Origin of the sequence: Corallococcus interemptor, from assembly GCF_003668875.1 — a bacterium.
Taxonomy (GTDB): Bacteria; Myxococcota; Myxococcia; order Myxococcales; family Myxococcaceae; genus Corallococcus; species Corallococcus interemptor.
Window position 1 is genome coordinate 38642 of sequence record NZ_RAWM01000039.1, and the last position, 21649, is coordinate 60290.

Consider the following 21649-nt stretch of genomic DNA (forward strand, 5'->3'; position numbering starts at 1 on the left):
ACAGACGGCTGAAATGGAAACGGCCCGGTCGACCTCTTCACGAGGCCGCCGGGCCGAACCATTTCCAACCGCCTGGAGGACTACGCGTTGCGGCGCACCATGGCCACGTCGTAGTGGCGGTCCGTCACGTAGCCGTTCGCGGCCTTGCCGGGGCGGTACATGTTCCCGGTCTTGTCATCCACGTAGAAGCGGTTGTTCGGGTTCGTGTCCTTGCCCTTGCTGGCGTTGGTCGTGCCCGGGTCGTGGAACGTGTAGTAGGTGCGGCCCTTGTCGTCGACGCCGCGGCCCGTGATGGTCACGAAGTGGTCCGTGAGGCCGTCCGCGTTGTAGCTCGCGTCCTTGTGGCTGACGCCCACGACCACCGGCTTGCCCGCCTCCAGCTGCTTGTCGATGTAGTTGCGGCCCTCGGCGGCCTTCTTCGGGTCCACCTTCAGCGCGCCGACGCCGTTCTCGCTCGTGCCCACCTGGATGCGGCGGTCCGGGCCCAGCACCGTGGCCTTCGCGTCGCGAGCCATCGCCGTCGCGGCCTTGAAGCACGCCGTGTCGCTGGCCGTGTAGCCGTGGCCGTTCTCGAACTGGCTGTAGTACGGCACCTTCACATGCACCGCCGGCTTGTCCTTCGCGCCGGCCACCTGCTGCGTGTCCGTGCGATCCGCCTCCGTCGTGGGCTTGGACGTGTTGGTGCCCTGCGTGTTGCCCGTGCCCTGCGTGCGGCCCGGCTTCGAGTCGCCGTTCACCGACGGGGGGACCACGCCCGTGTTGGTGTTGGCCGGCTTCGTCGTGGCGCCGGACTGCTCCTTCTTGAGCATGGCCAGCGCGTCCTTCGCCTCCGACTTGAAGCGGTTGGCCACGCCCTTCTGCACTTCCTTGGAGTTGCCGGAGAAGTGCACCAGGGTGCCGCTGGCGTTGGTGCGGCCGCGCTCGGCGTAGATGTCCTTGATGAGCTGCTCGTCGCTCACCTTCGCGGGGTCGCGGCCGGCCAGCGCCTTCTTGAAGATGTCATCCGCCTTGCCCGGGCCGTGCTGCACGGAGGTGGACCAGGCCACGTCGCGCAGCGCCGCGGAGCGCTTGTCCAGGTCGATGCCCGTCGCCTTCTTGATGTTGGCGGCGCCCGGGTCGTAGTGCGTGGCCTTGATGTAGTCGTGCTGGGCCTTGTCGAAGCCCTTCGGGTCCTTGGCCGCCAGCTGCTTCCACGCGGAGGAGAACTCCGCGGAGCCCGGCTTGCTGCCCGAAAGTGCCTTGTAATAGTCCGGGTTCGTCTTCTTCAGCGAGTTGACGAAGGACTGCGCGGAGCCGTTCGCGGACGCGAACTGGTAGGAGCCGTAGGACACGCCGCCCTTGTCGCCCTTGCCGGTGGACACCGTGCCGGGGCCGCGCGCCTCGTACTTGCGGCTCAGGCTGCCCAGCTCGCCGCCCGCGTTGCTGGTGGAGCCACCCTCGGTGGAGGGCGTCGTCTTCTGCGTGCCGCTGGTGGACTGGGTGAAGGTGTCGCCCGACGTCTTCGTCCCGGCGCTCGACTTGTTGGTGCCCTTCGTGTCGAAGCCGTCCTGCACCTTGAGGGACTGGCCCGTCAGGATCTTGTCCGGATCCTTGATGTTGTTGGCCTTGGCCAGCGCGTCGACGGACGTGTTGTAGCGCTTCGCGATTCCGGAAAGCGTGTCGCCAGAACGGATGCGGTAGTTGGAGACGTCGGTCATGGGGGCCCCCTCATGTCAGGCCGCGAACAAAGGCGCGCGGGCGTGCTTGGATTGCCACGATTATCGAAAGGCAATGCGATCAGTTTCGCATTCCCAGTCGCAATCGTGTCAAACCAGTGATTCCGGCAACTTCAGTTTCAACGGATCGATCCACCGAGACTGAAGAGGCTGCCCAGGAGGCACACCCGGATGTCCAGGATCCAACCGGATTTCAAAAGTGTGGCATTGCTGTTTGCCATTTGCGTCACGAGCTCGGCCCAGGGGGCCGGTGGACTCACGGGGGTCTATTCGAACAAGGGCGGGACGCTGGCCATCGTCGAGGGGAGCAACGAGACGCTGGTCCATCTCTCCGGGTCGTTCCCGCAGGGCAGCAGCGTGGGCACCTGTGATTGCGCCTTCGCCGTCCAGAAGAAGACGGACGCGGCCTGGACGCTGAGCGAGTCCGGCGCGGAGGGCAGCTGGACGCTGCGCGTCAATCCCAAGCAATTCGTTCTGGAATCCGGCCCGACGCCGCAGTGCTGTGGCGCTGGCTACCCGGGCAAGGACACGTTCGCTCGGAGCACGGTGAAGCCGCTGGGCATCTGCAAGGTGAAGGCGTCCAAGGCGGCCTTCCACGCGTCGGACGAGGCCAACACCCAGCGCAAGGCGTTCGTGGTGTTCGGGGACGCGGTGGAGGCCTACCTCGACCCGGTGGAGCCGGACTTCCTGGCCGCGCGCTTCCAGGGGCCCCAGAAGGCCACGGCGGGGCTGCTCAAGCGCGAGGACCTGGACTGCTCGGCGGAAGGCCCGCCCACGGCCTCCAAGGCGCCGGTGGCCGCGGACAAGCTCAAGCCCTTCGCGGGGACGTGGGTGGAGCTGACGCGGCAGGGCAAGGGCTTCGTGGTCCTCAAGCCCTGCTCGGCCGCGACGCGCACCTTCACCATCAAGCCCGCGTCGGGCGAGGTGGAGGTGCAGCTGGGGCAGGAGTCCACGACGCTGAAGGTGACGTCCGTGGAGCCCGGCAAGGGCGCCGGGGCCTGGGTGCTGGGGCTCACGTCCTCGGACGGCAAGCCGGAGGCGCTCCAGTGGAAGACGGCCGACGCCGCGAAGGGCACCGTGTCCGTCACCAGCCCGGACCTCTTCTCCCAGAGCCACGACTACGTGCGCCAGGAGAAGAAGTCCGTCTTCCCATCCAAGCAGGAGACGGGATGCGACGAGTACGAGCGCTGACGCGCCCGTGAACGACGCCGGGCCCGCGGGCCCCCGCCGATGAGCAGCGCGACGAGCGCGCCGGTCCAATATCGACATCCCGGCCTTCAGGCCGAAGTGTCACCGGGAGGCTTCGGGGCGTTGTGGGCGGACAGGCGGGGCTGGCCTCCGGGGCCCAGCAGGCCCTGCATGGCGTCGAAGAGGTTGAGGTTGGAGCCGCTGGGGAGGAAGACGACCTTGTCCAGGCCTCCGACGACGGCGGCCTGCGCCTGCGCGGCCACGGCCTTCACGAAGTTCTCACCGCCGCCCAGGGACTCCACGCGCTGGCGGAACTGGGAGGCCTCCACCTCCGCGAGGCGGGACTGGCGCTCCACCTCCAGGTCGTTGAGGCGCTGCTGCCGCTCCAGGGCCACCTGGGTGGTGAGCCGTTCGCGCTCGGCCTCCGCCTCCGAGCGGATCCGCGAGGCGCGAGCGTCGGACTCGGCGCGGGCCAGGGCCTCCTCGCTCTCCACGCGGGCGCGCTCCAGCTGGGCCTCCGCCTCCACCTTGGCGCGGCTGAGCGTCTCCAGCTGGTGGTTGCGGTTCTGCAGTTCGATGAGGGACTGGCGCTCGGCCTCCGACTTGCGGTGGCTGGCGATGTCCGCGAGCTGCTTCTCCTCCTCGCTGCGGATGCGCTTGAGCTCCGCGGCGGCCTGGGCCTCCTGGCGTGAGGCGTCCAGCTGGATCTGGATGTTGGTGTCGATGGCCTCGCGCAGCTTCAGGGCGGTCTTCTCATCGACGGGGGCGATGTCCTTGATGTCGATGTCGATGATGCGCAGCTGGTTCTCGGAGAAGAGGCGGTCCTTGCGCGCGCGGCCCGCGTCGTCCATGCCGAAGATGGCGCGGCGGATGAGCACGCTGGCGTTCTTGTGGAAGGTCTCGAACTCGTTCTCCGCGGCGACCTGGCGGATGCGGGACGCGAGGTTCTCACACACGTATCCAATGAAGTCGTTCACCCGGAAGATGGCCTTGTCCTTCTCCGGGTCGCCCTGCACGTCGAACTGCCACTTGTAGGAGAGCTTGATGCGCAGGCGCGCGTGGTCACGCGTGGCCACCTCGAACAGGTCCGTGGCGAAGTCCGGCCCCAGCCGCAACATGAGCACCTTGAGCTGACGCGGGCGCTTGGGCGTGCTGCCGGACAGGTCCAGGACGGTGACGTCTTCATACGGGCGCAGCATCACCTTCGCGGGGCCGAACTCCACGCGCGCGTGGTTGGTTTCAAAGTCGTTGATGAGGACGGCGGTGTTGTCCTCGATGCGCAGCACGATGGCGCGCGTGCGGTCCCCCTTCTCCGGCGCGGAGGGGCGCGGCGCGCGGGCGTCCTTCACGTCCACCAGGGGCATGGGCGGGGTGAGTCCCAGCAGGGCCTCCGCGTCCGGAGACAGGCGCTTCTCGTGCAGCTCCTGGTGCGCCTCCGGCATGAACTGGCACGGCCCCTGGACCAGGGACACCTTGCCCGAGCGCAGGTCGCGCACATACAGGCCTTCCCCCTGCCCCAGGGACAGCGCGGCGATCTCGCGGTGGATGAGGACCTTCTCGCTGGGCACGTAGGTGCGAGGGCCCCGGACGATCCACGTGTCACCGGCCTTGCGAGCGCGAGGCTCGCCGCCCTCGTTCTCGGAGAGGTCATCCAGCGCCTGGAGCTTCAGCCCCTGGAGCTCCGACAGGACGTGCTTGCGGCGCACGTCCCCTTCCAGCGCTTCGCCGGGCTCCAGGAAGAAGACGTCCGGTCCGGAGACGACCTTGCGGCGGCCCTCCTGGACGCGGCCGGTGGCGCGGTCCACGGGATTGAGGATGACGCAGTATTCGGTCTCCTTGAGGACGCGGGCCTTCTCCAGCGACACGACGGTGACGGACTCACCGGGCACGTAGCGGCCGGGGCCGCGCACCAGCCATTCGTCACCGGCCTCGCGGCGTCGGGGCGCGTCCGGGACGTGCGTGTCGGTGAAGGCGGTGAGCGCGCGCAGCCGCAGCGCCTCCGACACGCCCAGGACGTATTCCGGGACGATGTCGCCCTCCAGCTCCTCGCCGGGGTACAGCGGGAAGACCTTCGGCCCCACGCGGACCTCGCGGTCGCCCACGGCGACGCGGGCCTGGCCGAACTCGTCGAGCGCCACCTGGCCGTCCACGCGCACCACGGGGTTGCGCACCACGCACCAGCTGCCGGCGCCCACCTCCACCATGCGCTCCTTCGCCACGAGCGTGAGGTGTGCTTCCAGCGTGAGCACGCGCGGGCCCACCTCCATCAGCACGACGCCGCGGTTGGCGTCCTCGATATAGGCGTACTCGCGGTTCTTCAGGGAGATGCGCTGGATGGCTTCGGTGCTGGGGGCGGACGGCATGGGACACCTGCTCGGAATGGAGGGGTTCGGGCCGTGAGGCATTGCGAGCCCCGTGCCTCTTCCCTTCCGCCCTGGAGCGGCCCCGCGCTGCGCCGGACTGGCGCGGACGCTCGCTCCATTCCGGTGCGCGGTGTTCCGGACTGGATCGCATTTCGAACAACCAGCGCGCCGAATCCTCGCGGAGATCGGGCACAACGTGACGTGGTGGAAGCAGGTCACGCTGGTGGGCGGCGGTGACAACTTCAGCAAGGCCAGGCTCTTCGGAGTCCACACGGACATGTACACGCTGGGCAACCTGGGTGACCCTCTGACCGGTGGCGACCGCGTGACCTTCCGCTGGATCCACGACTGAGCAGCTGCTCGAATGACCTCCGTGCTCGGGTCCGGATGCGTGGGCCCGCGGACATCCCCCTCGGAGGACACATGAAGCCGTCGCGACTGAAGCAGGCGATTCCCGGACTCGCGTTGATCATTGGCATTGCCGCGGGCTCGGCCCTGGCCATGGTGCCTGGTGCGAAGGCGGAGACGGACGACACCCAGGCGGTCCGGATGATCTGTTCGGCCAGCTGCAAGCCGTGCACGACCCAGTACGACTGTGGCGACAGGGAAGGCTCCTGCGGGGTCTGGCGCTGCACCAGCCCGTAGCGCGAACGTTGAGAGCGTCCGGGTCTCCGGACCCGGAGGCTTTCTTCATGGCCATGCGTCTTCAGACATGCGGCGCCGCGCTGCTCCTGATCGTCTTCTCCGCCTGCGCCACGACGGAGCCGCGCACCCGCAGCACGCGGGGGGCCAACCTCCGGCGAGCGGCGGCGCTGCCCTGGAGGGATGGTGGACGGTGCGTCGTCCGCGAAGCGTCCCAGCCCTGGGCCGTGCTGGTGGAGCGGTGCTATCCGGCCCTCGACCATGACCGGGTCGAGTTCCACGACACGACGGGAAGATGCACGGTCGCCTCGGCCGACGCCGCGACCGTGGGACTCGGTTTCTGCGTGCTGGCGGCCCCTGAAGTCGCCGTGGGCGCCGTCATCGTCCTGGGGCTGGTGGTGGTTGGCGTCGCGATCAAGGAGGAGCTGGATGCGTATGAACTCCGGCACCTCTATCCCGAGGAAGCAGGGACCTCACGGGGGACGAAGGTTGCATCCCGAGATGCGGTAGCGGAGCGAGAGCCGAAGCTGGAACCGGAGCCAGCGGGCCAGGGCCGGCGGCCGCCGGTGCCACCCGTGCCCCTGGACCGGACGGGCCGCGCGAGCTGCGAGCCGGTGCCCGTGCCTCACGCGGGCGAGGACCGCTGGCACAACGAGTGTGCTGACAAGTACCCACCCAACCGTTATCCCGGGATGGATGTACTTGTGGGCGGCGTGAGCTTTGATGCTCTGCAAGTTGGCGTGCGCGTGTTGTGGGAGATCAAGACCCACCAATTCGACACGTACAATTCCTATATCAAAAAGAAGGAACTCGCGAAGGAACTCCTGCAATTGGATAAGGAGCGATCAGCCGCATTGGCATGTGGATATCGCTTCGTTATTGGGGTGAGCACCCAAGCGCACAAAGACGCGTTACTCGAAGCAGATTCGTCGCTCGATGTTGTCGTCACGAGATGTCCACGATGACCAAACCTGGTCCCCTCACCCTCATCGTCTACGCGCCTGCGCTCGTGGGCAAAGATGGACGCACGCTTGATGTCATCCATGGGATGGAAAAGGCACTCCCTGGCGTGCAGCTGGCGTGGCGCCTCTCCGACCGCGGACGTCCCATCGCGTTGCCTCGACGCGACGAGTGGATCCTGGAAAAGATTGAGGACGGGGGCTTCCCCATCGTCTGCAACGGGAATGAGAGCTACCCCGTGACGGTGATGGGATGGGGAAGACCGGGAATCCTCAAGCCGGGAGGTCAACCCCAATTCGAAGTGCACGCAGAGATGCCACTCGATGAGCCTGTCATCACGGCAGCGTCGGCACTGCTTGAGGCCGTGGCGGAGGGAGCACGCTCGTTCTGGGGTCACGCGTCGCCGTATGGTTACGGCTCGGAAGTCTCGCGGCAGTACCGCCGCGCACCGGACGGCCCCGAGCAGTCACCTCGCGGGCTGCCCATGCTCACCCTTCCACAGCAGCTCCCCGCACCTGAGATTCCCTGCTTCCTCGGGTGGGTGAACTACTGGTCCGCGGCCGCCGCGGAGGTCATCGGGTTCCCGGATCCTGCTCGCGATGCCGAGCTGCTCTCGCGGGCTCGCCGCACGCCGTCTGGCGGGTGGATCGTGCAGCTCACGGACACACCGCTCGACTACGACAACCCCGGCCACCTGGCCGCGCTCAAGCGGACCTACGAGCGTTTCCCAGCGATTGGCGGGCGCTGAACCGCTGCCCGGCCATGAGCCCGGGCAGCGGTCCCATCCCTGCTCAACCGCGAGCGGCGCGGGCGTCCTTGCCCCGGGCGCGGGCGGCCTTGGAGAGCACGTCGCTCCCCTTCTCCTCGCCCTTCATCCACGCCTTCAGCGTGGGCACCACCTGCTTGCTCCAGGCGCGTCCGGCGCGCACGGCCAGGAAGTCCTGCACCAGCGCGTCGATGATGGCGGAGAGCTGCTCGGTCAGCTCCAGACGCTCGGAGAGCTGATCATCCTCTTCCTCCGTCAGGAGCGCGGGCAGCTTGGCGGCGCGGATGTCCAGGAACTCGGAATCCAGCGTGACCTCGAACTCGCGCTCGCCGTGTGACACACGCAGCCGCGCCTGGGACACCAAGAGGCCCCGGTCCAGCGAGTGCCGCACGTTCTCCGAGTACGGCGCCAGCGTGCCCTTGGCGCTCATCTCCGTGACGTCACCCGCCACGCCGCGCAGCACCACCTTGCCCAGGAAGAGGACGACGACGCCCGCGCCATCGTGCTCCACCAGCGGGTCGCCCGACTCCGAGCGCCACAGGAGCCACGTCATGAACTCGCGGCCCAGATAGGCCCGGCCGCGCAAGAGCTGTTCGCGCGCCTTGCCCTTTTCGACTTCGGCCTCGTCCTTCTCCTCTTCGGTCGCGACGCCGTCCACGCCGACATCGCCCCGCGCGAACGCCGCCTCTTCCCTCGCCTGCTCACGCCTCGCCATGGGCGTCCTCCACCGAAGCCGTCGCCGGCAGGTCCATGCCAATGAGCTCCGCCGTGGGGCCCAGGGCCTTCTCGTCGATGCCCGCGCGCTGCGCCATGGACGCGGGCGTGATGCCAATCACCTTCACGGCCAGGGCGCCTTCCAGCGCCACGCAGATCTCATCCACCGTCTTGCGCGACGCGGCCCAGACCTGGACCGTGTGCGTCTTCAGGTTCCACGTCACGTCCAGCACGCTGGTGCGCGGCACGGCACGCTGACGCAACAGTTGCTTGAGCTCCGCGCGCTGCTTGTTCTTCTCGGCGCGCGCGGGCGGCCGGCCGTTCTCCTTGCCGAAGGCGGCGGCCCACTTGTCCAGCTCCGACTTCATCATCGACGCGGGGACCTTCAGCGTGTCGATGCGGAAGGCGAACAGGGCGTACTCGCCATAGAAGAGGTTGCCGGTGGCGAACTCGGAGGACTCCGGGTTCTCCAACTCGACAAAGCCCGCGGCGCGCTCTTCCTCGGAGCGGCGGTCGATGGGCTCGAACGCATGGGACTTGAGTCCCTTGGTCATCCAGCGCTTCACGTCGGACGGCGCATCCTTGGCCGGCTCGGTCCGGAAGCGCGAAAAGGTCACGGCACCACGTAGGACAGGCATGGGGCGCGGCAGGATGGGGGGCATGTGACGCCGCGTCAAGGCACTCGGTGTGGCTGGACGAGAAGCACCGGGAATAGCCCCTGTCGAAGATCGTTTGCCCGGGCGCCGTCCAACCGTGCACGACTCCGCCCCACCCCGCTGGCGGGAATCCATGACACTCCCTGGCACGCGACATACGGTGGCCGCCGCCATGCGCCGCGCCCTCCTGCCCGCCAGCGTCGTTGCCCTCTGTCTGTCCGCCTGCACCCACACGCCCACCACGCCGGAGGGCGCCCCGCGCGACACCCTGCGCGGCGTGACGAAGGCCCTCCTGGAGACCCTGGAGGCGGACGGCGCGCTCGCGGGCGCGTATGTGGTGGACGCGCGCACCGGCGAGCCGCTCCTCACCCACCGCGAGAACGTGCGGCTGTTGCCCGCGTCCACGATGAAGGTGGTGTCCACCTCCGCCGCGCTGTCCGCGCTGGGGCCGGACTTCCGCTTCACGACGCCGGTGTTCCTGGAGGGCTCGCAGGCGGGAGGCCTGTTCCTGGGCGACGTGGTGGCGCAGGCGTCCGGGGACCCGTCGCTGGGCTCGTGGCGCTTCCCGGAGACGGCGCTCGCGTGTGACCGCGTCGCGGAGGCCTTCCAGGCGCGCGGCATCCACCAGTGGCGCGGCAACGTGCGCATCTCCGGCACGGACGGCCTGGACGGCGGCATGGGTCCGGGCTGGGCCTGGGACGACGCGGCCTATGCCTACAGCGCGGCGCCCACGCCCTTCGTCTTCCGCGAGAACGTGGTGGACCTGGCCCTGGCGCGCGCCCCCGGCGCCACCTGCGCGGACGCGCCCTCCATCCAGTGGACCCCCACCTTCGCCACCCTGTCCGCGGTGGTGAACGTGGACGTGAACGCCGAACGCGCGAACCTGGCCTGCGTGCGCGGAGGCGGCGGGGTGCGCTGCACGTGGCGCTCGCCCACGGGCGGGCCCTGCCCCCAGTCCGCCGCGGTGAAGCTGTCCGTGGACGCGCCGGAGGCCCTGTTCGCCGCGTGCGTGGACGACGCGCTGGCGCGGCACGGCATCACCCGGCTGCCGCTGTCGCTGGAGGCCCCCACCCCGCCCCTGCCGCCCATGCCGTCGCCGCTGGTGGAGCTGATCAGCCCGCCCTTGTCGGAGCTGGTGCGCGTGACGAACAAGGAGAGCCTCAACCTGTACGCGGAGCGGCTGGGCATGCGCTTCGCCCGCGAGCGCACCGGCCAGGAGGGCTACGCCGCGCTGCGCACGGCCCTGGTCGCGGAGCTGTCACGCCGGGGCGTGCCCACCAAGGACCTGCGTCCGGTGGATGGCAGCGGCCTGTCCCGCTACAACCTGGCCACGCCCCGGGGCATGGCGCGCGTGCTGCTCACCAGCCTGCAGGAGCCCTATGGCGCCGCGCTGGTGGACAGCCTGCCGGTGCTGGGCGTGGACGGGACGCTGGCGGGCCGCAAGACGAAGCCGTCCACCGCGGGCCGCATCCGCGCGAAGACGGGCACGCTCACGGGCCAGAAGTGCTTCGTGGGCGTGGCGGAGCGGCCCAACGACACGGAGCACCCGCGCGTCGTCTTCGCGCTGATGCTCGGCAACATGGACGAGGGCACCAGGCCCAACGCCAACGAGACCTTCGACACCTTCTCCACCGCCCTGGTGGAGCTGCCCCTGCGATGAGCGTCCCGCAGGAAACCACCCGCATGCGAGGTGAACCATGAAAACCAGAATCGCAGTGACGACCGCGGCGCTGCTGTTGCCGCTCGTGTCCACGGCCGCGGGCAAGGCGCCCGCGAAGCCCGTCGCCGCGGAGAAGCAGCCCGTGGAGACGACCTACCACGGCACCACCGTGGCGGACCCGTACCAGTGGATGGAGTCCGCGACGGATCCGAAGGTGCAGCAGTGGACCGACTCGCAGAACAGCTTCACGCGCGCGTACCTGGACAAGCTGCCCGGCCGCGAGCCGCTGCGCCAGCGCATCACGGAGATCCTCTCCTGGAAGTCGCCCGGCTACGGCGGCCTGGATGAGCAGGGCGGCACGCTGCTGGGGCTGAAGTTCCAGCCGCCCAAGCAGCAGCCCACGCTCATCGTCGTAGGCTCGCTGGACGACACGTCGAAGGAGCGCGTGCTGGTGGACCCCACGGTGGTGGACACCTCCGGCAAGACGACCATCGACTGGTTCCAGCTGTCACACGACGGCAAGAAGGTCGCCGTCTCCATGTCCAAGAGCGGCACGGAGAGCGGTGACGTCACGGTGTGGGACGTGGCCTCCGCGAAGGCGATGCCCAACGAGCTCGTGCCCCGCGTCAACAGCGGCACGGCGGGCGGCAGCCTCGCGTGGAACGCGCAGGGCACGGGCTTCTTCTACACGCGCCATCCGCGTGGCGAGGAGCGCCCGCCCGAGGACCGCAACGTCTACCAGCAGGTGTACTTCCACGCGCTGGGCACGCCCACGGAGAAGGACACCTACGCGCTGGGCAAGGACTTCCCGCGCATCGCGATGACGGAGCTGGAGTCCAGCGAGGACGGCCAGTACACGTTCGCGCGCGTGGCCAACGGCGACGGCGGCGAGTACGACCTGTTCCTGCACGGCCCCAAGGGCACCTGGACGCAGGTGGCGAAGTACGCGGACAAGGTGGTGGCGGCGCGCTTCGGCAGCGACGGCGCGGCGTACCTGCTCAGCCGCAAGGACGCGTCGCGCGGCAAGGTGCTGCGCCTGCCGCTGGCCACGCCCACGCTGGACAAGGCCACCGTCATCATCCCGGAGGGCAAGGCGACGCTGCAGGCCGTGGTGCCGACGAAGAGCCGCCTGTACCTGCTGGAGCAGCTGGGGGGCCCCTCGCAGCTGCGCATGGTGGACCTGACGGGCAAGGAGCTGGGGCTGGTGCCCACGCTGCCGGTGTCGTCGGTGGGCGGCCTGGTGCGCCAGGGCGCGGATGATTTGCTCATCGTCAACGGCAGCTTCACGCAGCCGGCCGCGTGGTTCCGCTACTCGGCGGCGGACAACAAGCTCGCGAAGACGGCGCTGGCGCGCACGGCGCCGGTCGACATGAGCGACGTGGAGGTGGTGCGCACCGAGGCCACGTCCAAGGACGGCACCAAGGTGCCGCTCACCATCCTGAAGAAGAAGGGCACGAAGCTCAACGGCACCAACCCCACGCTGCTGACGGGCTACGGCGGCTTCAACGTCTCCATCACCCCGGGCTACAACCCGGTGGCCGGCATGTGGCTGGAGCAGGGCGGCGTGTACGCGGTGGCGAACCTGCGCGGCGGCTCGGAGTTCGGCGAGGAGTGGCACAAGGGCGGCTCGCTGACGAACAAGCAGAACGTGTTCGACGACTTCTACGCGTGCGCGAAGCTGCTGGTGGACCAGAAGTACACGCAGCCGAAGAAGCTGGCCATCCAGGGCGGCAGCAACGGCGGCCTGCTGATGGGCGCGGCCGTGACGCAGCACCCGGAGCAGTACGGCGCCGTGGTGGCGCGCGTGGGCATCTACGACATGCTGCGCACGGAGCTGACGCCGAACGGTCAGTTCAACGTGACGGAGTACGGCTCCGTGAAGGACCCGGCGCAGTTCAAGGCGCTGTATGGCTATTCGCCGGTGCACCGCGTGAAGGACGGGACGAAGTACCCGTCCGTGCTCTTCACCTCCGGCGCCAATGACCCGCGCGTGGATCCGTACCACTCGCGCAAGATGGTGGCCCGGATGCAGGCGGCCACCGCGTCCCCCAAGCCCATCCTGCTGCGCGCCAACGCGGAGACGGGCCACGGCATGGGCACGCCGCTGTCCGCGCGCATCGAGGAGGAGGTGGACGTCTACTCCTTCGTCTTCAACGAGCTGGGCATGACGTACAAGCCCAACGCGACGAAGAAGGTCTCCGCGCCCGCGCCGCAGTAGCCCTGCTTCTCCCACGCCCGTCTCCGGTGCCCCATGGCCTGGAGACGGGCGTTTCTTCTTCCGGGTTTCGTGGCAGCCTGCCGGCCCATGAGCCCGCTCATCCCCTACTTCGTCCTTTCGCCCATTGTCGCGGGCGGCCTGGTCTGGTGGTCGCTCACCCGTCTGGGAAAGAAACGGAACGCGCGCGCGAAGGGTTCGCTGGACGCGGTGGTGACGCGGCTGAAGGGACAGAAGGCCACCGGCACCGTGGACCTCTTCGTCCAGGACGTGTCCTGGTCCGGCGAGACGGAGCTGTCCCCGCAGAACTGCCGCGTGCGCGTGGTGATGGGAGGCCGGGACGCCGCCGGCATCCCGCCGCGCTTCGAGGTGGAGGTCGCCCCGGGAGCCCCCCGCCCGTCCGCGGACGTGCTCGCGGCGCTGCGCGTGCTGGATGAGCAGGCCATGGAGGCCCTGAAGTCCGGCGGCTGGAACTGGCAGCGGCCCACGGTGAGCTTCGAGCCGGCGTCCGGCGTCACGCCTTGAGCATCTGTTCGCTCCTCTCCTAGAGCCGCTGGGCGGACTTCGGGTCGGTGGCGTGCGAGGCAGGTGGTCGGTCGCGAACTGTGCCTCGCAGCCGCGCGAGTCCACCGGGAGATTAGGATGGGGGGCATATTGAGAGACCCAAAGAAGGCCCCGCCGTCTCGCGGCGGTGTGGAGCGGCAGGTGCGCGCGGACGCGCGGCGCAATCTGGATGCGCTGCTGGAGGCAGCGAAGGAGGCCTTCGCGACCTCTGGAGTGGACGCACCCGCGCGGGAGATCGCGGACAAGGCGGGCGTGGGCGTCGGCACGCTCTACCGCCACTTTCCGCAGCGCGCGGATCTGATCGTCGCGGTCGTCCGCAATGAGGTGGATGCCTGCGCGGAGGCCGCATCCGCCATCGCGGCCGAGTTCGATCCCGGGGAGGCGCTCGCGCGCTGGGTGCAGCGCTATGTCGGCTTGCTTGGCACGAAGCGGGGGCTCGCCGCGGCGCTGCACTCGGGCGACCCCGCCTACAAGTCACTGCCGGATTACTTCCTCGAGCGGGTCCAGCCCGCGTTGCAGGCCCTGCTGGACGCCGCGGCCCTCTCGGGAGAGATCCGCGCGGACGTGGATGCGACGGAGCTCCTGTTCGCGATCGCCAGGCTCTGCGCCCCCGACCCACACGATGGAGGCCCTGAACCGGCGCGGCGCATGGCGGCACTGCTCGTGGATGGGCTGCGCTATGGCGCGCAGTCGAAGCCACCCTCGCCTTCCAAGAAGCGCCGTTAGTCCTCCACGGTTCTTGCCTTCGCCTTGACAAGCGGAATCGCGTTCCGCATACATGGCCTTAAACCGGAACCATGTTCCGTATTCTCCCGGAGGAAGCCATGACCGCTGCGAACCGCACGACGCAACTCGGCAGGACGGGCCCGCAGGTGTTTCCCATCGCGCTTGGTTGCATGAGCATGTCCGGAGCGTATGGACCGTCCGACGAGAGCGAGGGCATCGCGACCCTCCGTGAGGCGATCGATCGCGGCGTGACGCTGCTTGATACGGCCGACTTCTACGCCAACGGGCACAACGAGCTGCTCATCCGCCGGGCGATTGAAGGTCAGCGAGACAAGGTGCGGCTCTCGGTGAAGTTCGGAGCCATGCGTGGGCCGGACGGAGTCCCCGTGGGCTTCGACGCGCGCCCGGCGGCGGTGAAGAACTTCATCACGTACAGCTTGCAGCGGCTCGGCGTTGACCACATCGACGTCTATCGCCCTGCCCGGCTGGACCCGAACGTCCCAATCGAAGACACGGTGGGGGCCATCGCCGACCTGGTGAAGGGCGGCTACGTGCGGAACATCGGTCTCTCCGAAGTGGGCGCCGAGACGATCCGCCGCGCGGCGAAGGTGCACCCGTTGAGCGACCTCCAGATTGAGTACTCGCTCATCTCGCGCGATCCGGAGAAGAGTCTCTTCCCCACGCTGACGGAGTTGGGGATGAGCGCGACCCTGTACGGAGTGCTCTCCCGAGGGCTGTTGACGGGCGCGAAGGTCGAAGGCGCCCGCCTGCACTACCCTCGCTTCAGTGGCGAGGCGGGTCAGCGCAACGCAGAGGCCGTCGCGCGCTTCCACGCGTTCGCCGCCGAGCGTGGCATGACGCCCGCGCAGCTCTCCGTGGCGTGGGTGCTGGCGAAGCAACCCGCTTTCGTTCCCGTGGTCGGCGCACGGACGCGCAAGCAGTTGCTCGACGTGCTGGGCGCGCTCGAGAAGCCCCTGTCCCCGGACGACGTGGCCGCTGTCGAGGCGATCCTCCCGAAGGAGGCGATCGCCGGCAGCCGGTACCCTGAACAACAGATGAAGATGCTCGACAGCGAGCGCTGAGACCCAGGCCCCTGCCGGTGCGCTAGAAGGGCCGCATGTCCTCCACCTTCCTCGACACCCTCGACACGCCCGCGGCCATCGTGGACCTGGACCGCGTGGAGCGGAACCTCCAGCGCGTCGCGGCCTACGCGCGCGAGCACCACCTGCGCTGGCGCCCGCACACGAAGACGCACAAGACGGCGGAGCTGGGCGCGATGCAGGTCGCGGCGGGCGCCACCGGCGTCACGGTGGCCACGCTCCTGGAGGCCGAGGTCATGGCGGCCGTGTCGGACGACGTGCTGCTCGCGTACCCGCCGGTGGGTGCGCGCAAGCTGGCGCGGCTGATGGCCCTGCCCTCTCGCGTGCGGCTCACGGTGGCGCTGGACTCCCGCGAGGTGCTGGAGGGCCTTGCCCGCGCGGCGAGGGACGCGGGGCGCACCGTGGGCGTGCTCGTGGAGGTGGACCTGGGCATGCGCCGCGTGGGGCTGCGCACGCCGGATGAGGCCGTGGCCCTGGCGCGCGCGGCGGCCTCCACGCCGGGAGTCGCCTATCGCGGCCTGACCTTCTACGCGGGCCACGTCCGCGTTCCCCAGGCGGAGCTGCCCGCGGCAATGCAGGCCCAATCCCAGGCGCTGGCGACGTTCATGGACGCCTTGAGCGGCGTGGGTCTGCCGCCGGAGGTGGTCAGCGGCGGCTCCACCCCGACGCTCTGGCAATCCCATACCGTGAAGGGACTCACGGAGATCCGCCCCGGCCTCAACGCGCTCAACGACCGCAACGCCGCCGTCATCGGCGCCTGTGATTGGACGGAGTGCGCCTACTCCGTGCTGGCCACGGTGGTAAGCACCGCCGTGCCCGGCCAGGTGGTCATCGACGCAGGGGCCAAGGCGCTGGTGAAGGAAGAAGGCCTGGCACCGGGCTACGGCGTCCTGCTGGACCGGCCGGAGGTCGTGGTGAAGAACCTGTCGGAGGAGCACGGCCTGCTGGACGTGTCCGGCACGACGTGGCGCCCCCGCATTGGCGAACGGGTGCGCGTGGTCCCCAACCATGTCTGTGTTTCCGTCCCCCAGCATCCCCGGCTGCACGTCATCCGAGGCGACGCGGGCGTGGCGACGTGGGAGGTCTCGGCGCGCGGCTGGTGAGCCCTCCCTCTCAGCCGATGCGCTTGAGTTCCTGGGTCAGCAGCTCCTCCAGGTGCCGGATGTTCTTGTAGACGAGGCACCGGTAGCTGGACACGTCGAAGCGCAATTCCTTCACGTCGCGCACCAGCATCAGGGTGGGCTTGCCGCGTCCCCAGGCATAGCCCACCTCCAGATAGACATTGGGGTTCGCCAGCGACAGGTCCGCGATGACGACCTTCGCGGTGTCGATGCGGTCCCGGATGCGCTGGATGATGGGGCCGTCGAAGACGGCCTGGTCCACGCGCTCGCACAGCAGCCCGGCCGCCTTCACCGGGTTCAGGATGCCGTAGTGGTAGGTGTCCTCCAGCTCCGGCGCGAAGGGCATCGCCACGAAGGCATGCGGCTTCTCGTGGGAGTTCGCCCCCGCGGAGGCCATGGGCAGCGCCTGGACGAAGCGGGACATCCGCCGGACGCGGAAGCCCGTGGCCCCCATCAGCGGCTCCACGCCCGGCGTGAGCCCCATCCCTAGCGCCAACGCCTTGCGCAGCCGCTCCACCCGCTTGGGGTTCAGCTCCACCACCGTGATGCGCTCCAGGCCGCGCGGTCCGCTGCCGCGCTGGAACGCGTCCACGAAGCCGCCCACCAGGGCCAGCACGGCCTCGTCCTCGTCCAGGCCGTAGTTGGGCCCGTGCACCGTGCACGCCAGGTGACGCACGTCCTGCCGGGACTCCAGCAGTTGGAGCGCGCGCACGGAGAACTGGCGGATCTCGTGGTAGCCGAACTGCCGCAGCCGCACCGTGCCCAGGAAGAGCACCACCGGAGCGCCCAGGCACCGGCGCGTCTCGATGAAGCGGTGGTCCCCGGGGAGCAGGTCGAAGGTGTCCATGCCCACGCCCGCCCCCTCCAGCCGGCGCGCCACCGCGCCGTCCGCACCGTGGAAGCCCTGCGCGTACTTCAGCAGGACGGCGTCCGCGGCCGTCTCCCCCACGTCCCCCAGGTCCACCACGACGTCCAGCGTGTCTCCCATGGGGCCGGGACTGTAGGGCGCCCCGGTCCGCCCACGCCATCCCCGCGGCCCGGCGCCCCGCGTCAGGAGGCCCCAAACACAGACGTGGAAAAGCCCCGTCAATCCCTGTTCAATGGCGCCCTTCGCCTGCCTGGCTGTCATTCAGGCCGCCACCGCCCTGCCTGTGAAGCGCTTCACAGTTTCCGCCTGGCCGGGCCGGTAGCATTTGCACACCATGTCCCTGTTCGCGCGCCTGCAGGCCCTGCTGTCCGCCCACCCGTCCGCCCCGGAGGCTGCTCCCGGTCAGACGCCCGCGACCGCCATCGCCCCCACGGCGGCGGCCGCACCGGGGGAGGTGGTGGACACGGCCTCCGCGCCTCCGGTCTGCACGCGCTACCTGCCCGCGGGACAGGTGGTGGTGCGGGAGGGAGACCCGGGGCACTCCATGTTCGTCGTGCTGGAGGGCCGCGTCGCGGTGCTGCGCGGCAGCGACAACGGCGTCAACACGGAGGTCGGCCGCCTGGGCGCCGGCGAGTTCTTCGGGGAGCTGGCGCTGCTCACCGGCACGCAGCGCACCGCCACCATCGTGACGGTGGAGGACGCCGTGCTGCTGGAGCTCACCCAGGCGGGCGTCCGGGAGCTGGGCAAGGACTACGGCGTGAAGGGGGATCAGATGCAGGAGACCGCCCGGGAGCGCCTGCTCGCGGACGCCCTGCGCAGCAACCCGCTCATCGCCGCCCTCCCCTCGGATGTGCAGCACGACCTGGGAGATGCCTTCGTCCCCGTCACCGTCCCCGCCGGAGAGACGCTGCTCACCCGGGGCCAGCCGGGCGACGCGCTCTACGTCCTCATCCGGGGCCAGTGCGAGGTCTTCCACACGCACGGTGACGGCCGCCAGTCCGCCTATCCCAAGCTGGAGGAAGGCGCCCTCTTCGGAGAAATCTCCCTGCTGCGCAGCCGGCTGGCCACCGCCACCGTGCGCACCGTGACGCCCTGCACGCTCCTCAAGCTGGAGCGCGACGTGTTCAAGAAGGCCTTCCTGGGCCAGCCCGACCTGCGCGGCGCCCTGGTGCGCCTGGGCCTGGAGCGGCTCAAGCACACGATGGAAGTCATGGGCGAGCCGAAGTAGTCCGCCGTCCCGCGCCCTCGAGGGCTACCGCAGGGCCTTCCGGGCACCGGTGGACCACAGGGCCCAGGCCCCGCGCCCCACGTCCTGCCAGGGCGTCGGGGTTTCTCGCAGCACCGCTCACCTCCCCTGTCCGTCGGAAGGTGCGGTGGGCCATGGGAGGGTGCAAGACAGGGGGCCGGCTGCCTTCAAGGTGAGCGAGGGGGCTGGACGCCCCGTCGCCGCGCGGCGTCCTCTCTCAACCGTGGAGCGTCTCTCCGGCCTCCAGCATCGCGACGAACTTCTCCAGCCGCCGTGCCCGCGTCTCCGGCTTCTTCGCGTCGTGGAGCCGGAAGAGGATGGCGTAGCGGTTGGCGCTCTTGAGCGTGGCGAAGAACGCCTTCGCCTTCGGGCTCTTCTCCAGCGCGAGCTTCAGGTCCTCCGGAACCTCGATGGTCTTCGCCCCGGCGTAAGCGGACTCCCAGCGGCCATCCGCGCGCGCCTCCTCCACCTCGCGCAGGCCCGCGGGCTTCATGCGCCCGGCCGCGACCAGGGCCTCCACTTTGCCGCAGTTGATCTTCGACCACTTGCTGCGGGGCTTGCGCGGCGTGAAGCGCTGGAGCCAGTACTCGGAATCGAAGGAGTCCTTCTGCCCGTCAATCCAGCCGTAGCAGAGCGCCACCTCCAGCGCCTGCGCGTACGTCACGGACGGGATGCCGGACTCCAGCTTCGCGAGCTTCATCCAGACGCCCGGCGAGTCGGCGTGGTGCTTCTCCAGCCACTTCTCCCACGCCTTCTCGGACGCGAACGGCACGGTGGGGAGTTCCTGCGTCGTCTTCGCCTTCGCCTTCGCCGCCATCCGGGGCCACGCCTTTCCCTGACCCGAGCCTCGCGCCGGGTTCACGACACTCCCACTCTACCGGCGGAAGGCGGCCCGGGCGGAAGCGGTTATGAAACACGCCATGGCTGATTCCACCTCCCGTCCGCCGAACGCCGTCCCGCCCTCGCTCGCCCGCGTGGCCTTCCACGCCATGGCGGCCGGCCTCACCCCGCTCATCCCGGTGCCCTTCCTGGACGACTACGCCCTGCGCCAGGTGCGCGAGCAGTCCGTGAGGGATCAGCTCAAGGAGCGGGGCCTGAAGGCGCCGGACAAGGCCGTGGCGGTGCTCGCCGGCTCGTATGAGACGCGCAGCCTGGGCGGACAGCTGGTGTCCTATCTCAAGGCCGTGGCGCTCTTCCCCGTGCGCAAGGTGTTCCGCAAGGTCTTCTTCGTCCTCTGGGTGAAGGACTGCGTGGACCTGACGAGCGTGTGCCTGCACCACGGCTACCTGCTGCACCACGCGCTGGAGCGCGGCGACCTGGACGCGGCCTCGCTCCAGGGGGAGGCGCCCCGGAAGGTGCAGGCCGCCATCGTCGCCGCCTGCGCGGAGATGGACTCCCGCCCCATCAACCAGGCCCTGCGCCGCCTCTTCCGGAGCAGCCGCGTGCTGATGGCGGAGGCCACGCGCGCCTTCCTGGATCCAAAGCGCGGCCCCCGCGTGCCCGACCCGAAGGCCGAGAACGCGGAGGTGAGGTCCCTCACCGACCGGCTGCTCCAGGAGCTGTGGGAGGAGCGCGGCTATTTCACCGCGCTGGAGGCGCACTACGACAAGCAACTGAAGACCGGCCTCGCCGCCACGGAGCCCCGGGCCGCGACGGGCACCTGAAAGCGCTCAGGGCACGGGCGCGGCGGCGGTCTCCAGCGGCGCGCGGATGCGAGCGGAGAAGTCCTCCCGCCCCTGCGCGGCCAGCGCGCGCGCGTTGATGTGATAGCGCTGGCGCACCTGCTCCAGCGGCGCGTCCGTGTCGATGATGCCCAGCTCATACGCGAGCGCGTCCGAGAACGCCGGCATCAGCGTGCGGTGATCGTACGGAACATCCTTCGTGGCCACCTTCTCGAAGTGGTGCACCAGGTTGGTGGTGCAGTTGCTCGTCAGCGTGTCGTAGAACTCCGGCCGCGTGTGCAGCCCGTTCATGCGCTCCACCATGTCCATGAAGAACGCGGTGATGCGCTCCTTCGACGCGTTCACCGGATACACATACACGTCGTCGTGACGGAAGTTGGAGCGCAGCTGCACCAGGTCCCGCTCGTCCCCCACGACGTAGGTGATTTCAAAGCGGCGGAACAGGCCGCCCAGCGCGGAGAACGTCTCGCCCTGCTCGCGCCGCACCTCCACGGAGAACACCACGTGGCGGCCGTCCTGGAAGCCGAAGCTCACCATGGTGTGCGCGGCGCCATAGAAGCCGGAGAAGGGCTCCACGATGAACGACGCGTCCGTGAGCGCGGCCGTGTCGTAGGTGGCCGTGTACCAGGCCGGGTCCCAGTCCGTGGTGCTGCGGTAGCGGAAGTCACGCACGTCGTGCAGCGTCACCTGCGTGCCGGACACCTCCGCCCACGGCGCTCGCGCCAGGTCCGGCGCCCAGTCGCGCGTGTTGGAGGGCCGCACCGTCTGGATCCACCCGTACACGCCCAGGCAGCCCAGCAGCATCACCGCCACACCCCAGCGCCGTGAGCGCCACCGCCAGGCCGCCACGGCCAGCGCCGCCAGGGCCCCCGCCAGGAGGCCGCGGGCCACGTGCGGCCCCTCCGGCCCCGTCCCCGTCAGGGCCAGGGCCAGCGAGGCCCAGGCGCCTCCCACGAGGAGCACGAGCCCCGACACGGCGTTCTTCCAGATGCGCATGCGGCCGAGTATCCGCGCCCCACGCCGCTCGTGTCACGAAGGCGGATTGCGGGTGCAACCCCGGCGGGCGGCCGGGCTCTGGATCCGCCCTCCCGGGATGGCCCCGGATTTGTCGCATCCGCCTACCTTGACCGCTTTTCCCCGGGTGTGCGACGAAAGGGGGTCCCCTGCTTTCAGGAGTCACACCTCGATGAGCGACGAGCGCGAAGACACGACCGTTTACAAGGTCGTCGTCAACCACGAAGAGCAGTACTCCATCTGGCCCGCGGACCGGGAGAACGCGCTGGGCTGGAAGGACGCCGGCAAGCAGGGCCTGAAGGCCGAGTGCCTGGAGTACATCAAGGAGGTCTGGACGGACATGCGCCCCCTGAGCCTCCGCAAGAAGATGGAAGAGGACGCGGCCCGCAACAAGAACTGAGGGCCGCGTGCGCTCCCCACCGCGCCCTCCCCGCTTCAACGGGGAGGGT

21 protein-coding genes are annotated in these 21649 nt (G+C 69.5%); 14 read left to right on the forward strand and 7 right to left on the reverse strand.

Annotated elements, in window-relative coordinates; translation table 11 throughout:
* Nucleotides 1-80: 80 nt before the first annotated feature.
* Nucleotides 81-1697, reverse strand: coding sequence for a VgrG-related protein (locus D7X96_RS16860; RefSeq protein ID WP_121770195.1), 1617 nt, complete (start codon nucleotides 1695-1697; stop codon nucleotides 81-83).
* Between the two features lie 219 nt (nucleotides 1698-1916).
* Here D7X96_RS16860 and D7X96_RS16865 point away from each other — a divergent pair, with 219 nt between their 5' ends.
* The gene (locus D7X96_RS16865; RefSeq protein ID WP_244219614.1) at nucleotides 1917-2906 is read left to right on the forward strand and encodes a hypothetical protein; all 990 of its coding nucleotides are present in this window, start codon (nucleotides 1917-1919) and stop codon (nucleotides 2904-2906) included.
* Between the two features lie 86 nt (nucleotides 2907-2992).
* On the opposite strand, the gene D7X96_RS16870 is transcribed toward D7X96_RS16865, so the two are convergent.
* The gene (locus tag D7X96_RS16870; RefSeq protein WP_121723742.1) at nucleotides 2993-5266 is read right to left on the reverse strand and encodes a hypothetical protein; all 2274 of its coding nucleotides are present in this window, start codon (nucleotides 5264-5266) and stop codon (nucleotides 2993-2995) included.
* A 196-nt stretch (nucleotides 5267-5462) separates the two neighbouring features.
* Here D7X96_RS16870 and D7X96_RS39990 point away from each other — a divergent pair, with 196 nt between their 5' ends.
* The 4 genes from D7X96_RS39990 to D7X96_RS16885 all read left to right on the forward strand — a co-directional run bounded on the left by D7X96_RS39990 (nucleotide 5463) and on the right by D7X96_RS16885 (nucleotide 7616).
* Nucleotides 5463-5618 (forward strand): hypothetical protein, encoded by a 156-nt coding sequence (locus tag D7X96_RS39990; protein WP_158616261.1) that lies wholly within the window; start codon nucleotides 5463-5465, stop codon nucleotides 5616-5618.
* Between the two features lie 71 nt (nucleotides 5619-5689).
* Entirely contained in the window at nucleotides 5690-5911 is a 222-nt protein-coding gene (locus D7X96_RS16875; RefSeq protein WP_121770197.1) for a hypothetical protein, read from the forward strand.
* 53 nt (nucleotides 5912-5964) lie between these two features.
* Nucleotides 5965-6873, forward strand: coding sequence for a DUF6310 domain-containing protein (locus D7X96_RS16880; protein ID WP_121770202.1), 909 nt, complete (start codon nucleotides 5965-5967; stop codon nucleotides 6871-6873).
* The gene (locus D7X96_RS16885) at nucleotides 6870-7616 is read left to right on the forward strand and encodes a DUF5953 family protein (RefSeq protein ID WP_121770203.1); all 747 of its coding nucleotides are present in this window, start codon (nucleotides 6870-6872) and stop codon (nucleotides 7614-7616) included. The genes D7X96_RS16880 and D7X96_RS16885 overlap by 4 nt, the downstream gene beginning before the upstream one ends.
* A gap of 43 nt (nucleotides 7617-7659) precedes the next feature.
* On the opposite strand, the gene D7X96_RS16890 is transcribed toward D7X96_RS16885, so the two are convergent.
* Nucleotides 7660-8349 (reverse strand): hypothetical protein, encoded by a 690-nt coding sequence (locus D7X96_RS16890; RefSeq protein ID WP_121770198.1) that lies wholly within the window; start codon nucleotides 8347-8349, stop codon nucleotides 7660-7662.
* Complete coding sequence (rdgC, locus tag D7X96_RS16895) at nucleotides 8336-8986, reverse strand: recombination-associated protein RdgC (protein ID WP_121723746.1); 651 nt, start codon at nucleotides 8984-8986, stop codon at nucleotides 8336-8338. Before rdgC ends, D7X96_RS16890 begins: the two co-directional genes overlap by 14 nt.
* A gap of 190 nt (nucleotides 8987-9176) precedes the next feature.
* On the opposite strand from rdgC, the gene dacB reads away from it, so the two are divergent.
* The 6 genes from dacB (at nucleotide 9177) to D7X96_RS16925 (ending at nucleotide 16372) form a co-directional block, all read left to right on the forward strand.
* On the forward strand, nucleotides 9177-10664 hold the full coding sequence (dacB, locus tag D7X96_RS16900) for a D-alanyl-D-alanine carboxypeptidase/D-alanyl-D-alanine endopeptidase (protein WP_120550385.1): 1488 nt from the start codon (nucleotides 9177-9179) through the stop codon (nucleotides 10662-10664).
* Between the two features lie 37 nt (nucleotides 10665-10701).
* A complete protein-coding gene (locus tag D7X96_RS16905) occupies nucleotides 10702-12882 on the forward strand; it encodes a prolyl oligopeptidase family serine peptidase (RefSeq protein WP_121770199.1) in 2181 nt (726 codons plus the stop codon).
* Nucleotides 12883-12969: 87 nt separating this feature from the next.
* A complete protein-coding gene (locus tag D7X96_RS16910; RefSeq protein WP_120550374.1) occupies nucleotides 12970-13404 on the forward strand; it encodes a hypothetical protein in 435 nt (144 codons plus the stop codon).
* A gap of 129 nt (nucleotides 13405-13533) precedes the next feature.
* Nucleotides 13534-14169 carry a TetR/AcrR family transcriptional regulator gene (locus D7X96_RS16915; RefSeq protein WP_244219615.1) on the forward strand — a complete coding sequence of 212 codons (636 nt, stop codon included), beginning with the start codon at nucleotides 13534-13536 and terminating at the stop codon, nucleotides 14167-14169.
* A 98-nt stretch (nucleotides 14170-14267) separates the two neighbouring features.
* Nucleotides 14268-15251, forward strand: coding sequence for an aldo/keto reductase (locus D7X96_RS16920; RefSeq protein WP_120550372.1), 984 nt, complete (start codon nucleotides 14268-14270; stop codon nucleotides 15249-15251).
* A gap of 35 nt (nucleotides 15252-15286) precedes the next feature.
* Entirely contained in the window at nucleotides 15287-16372 is a 1086-nt protein-coding gene (locus tag D7X96_RS16925) for an alanine racemase (protein ID WP_121770200.1), read from the forward strand.
* Between the two features lie 10 nt (nucleotides 16373-16382).
* Here the strand turns inward: D7X96_RS16925 and D7X96_RS16930 are convergent, their stop codons facing one another.
* Entirely contained in the window at nucleotides 16383-17378 is a 996-nt protein-coding gene (locus tag D7X96_RS16930) for a TIR domain-containing protein (protein ID WP_120550370.1), read from the reverse strand.
* 214 nt (nucleotides 17379-17592) lie between these two features.
* Here D7X96_RS16930 and D7X96_RS16935 point away from each other — a divergent pair, with 214 nt between their 5' ends.
* The gene (locus D7X96_RS16935) at nucleotides 17593-18486 is read left to right on the forward strand and encodes a cyclic nucleotide-binding domain-containing protein (protein ID WP_120550369.1); all 894 of its coding nucleotides are present in this window, start codon (nucleotides 17593-17595) and stop codon (nucleotides 18484-18486) included.
* Nucleotides 18487-18721: 235 nt separating this feature from the next.
* On the opposite strand, the gene D7X96_RS16940 is transcribed toward D7X96_RS16935, so the two are convergent.
* On the reverse strand, nucleotides 18722-19321 hold the full coding sequence (locus D7X96_RS16940) for a YdeI/OmpD-associated family protein (protein WP_121723823.1): 600 nt from the start codon (nucleotides 19319-19321) through the stop codon (nucleotides 18722-18724).
* Between the two features lie 103 nt (nucleotides 19322-19424).
* On the opposite strand from D7X96_RS16940, the gene D7X96_RS16945 reads away from it, so the two are divergent.
* Nucleotides 19425-20168: a hypothetical protein gene (locus tag D7X96_RS16945; RefSeq protein WP_120550367.1), complete on the forward strand. Its 744-nt coding sequence runs from the start codon at nucleotides 19425-19427 to the stop codon at nucleotides 20166-20168.
* Between the two features lie 6 nt (nucleotides 20169-20174).
* Here D7X96_RS16945 and D7X96_RS16950 read toward each other — a convergent pair whose 3' ends face one another.
* On the reverse strand, nucleotides 20175-21182 hold the full coding sequence (locus D7X96_RS16950; protein WP_120550366.1) for an Lnb N-terminal periplasmic domain-containing protein: 1008 nt from the start codon (nucleotides 21180-21182) through the stop codon (nucleotides 20175-20177).
* 190 nt (nucleotides 21183-21372) lie between these two features.
* Between D7X96_RS16950 and D7X96_RS16955 the strand changes: the two genes are divergently transcribed.
* Nucleotides 21373-21600 carry an MbtH family protein gene (locus D7X96_RS16955; RefSeq protein ID WP_014397734.1) on the forward strand — a complete coding sequence of 76 codons (228 nt, stop codon included), beginning with the start codon at nucleotides 21373-21375 and terminating at the stop codon, nucleotides 21598-21600.
* Nucleotides 21601-21649: the final 49 nt, after the last annotated feature.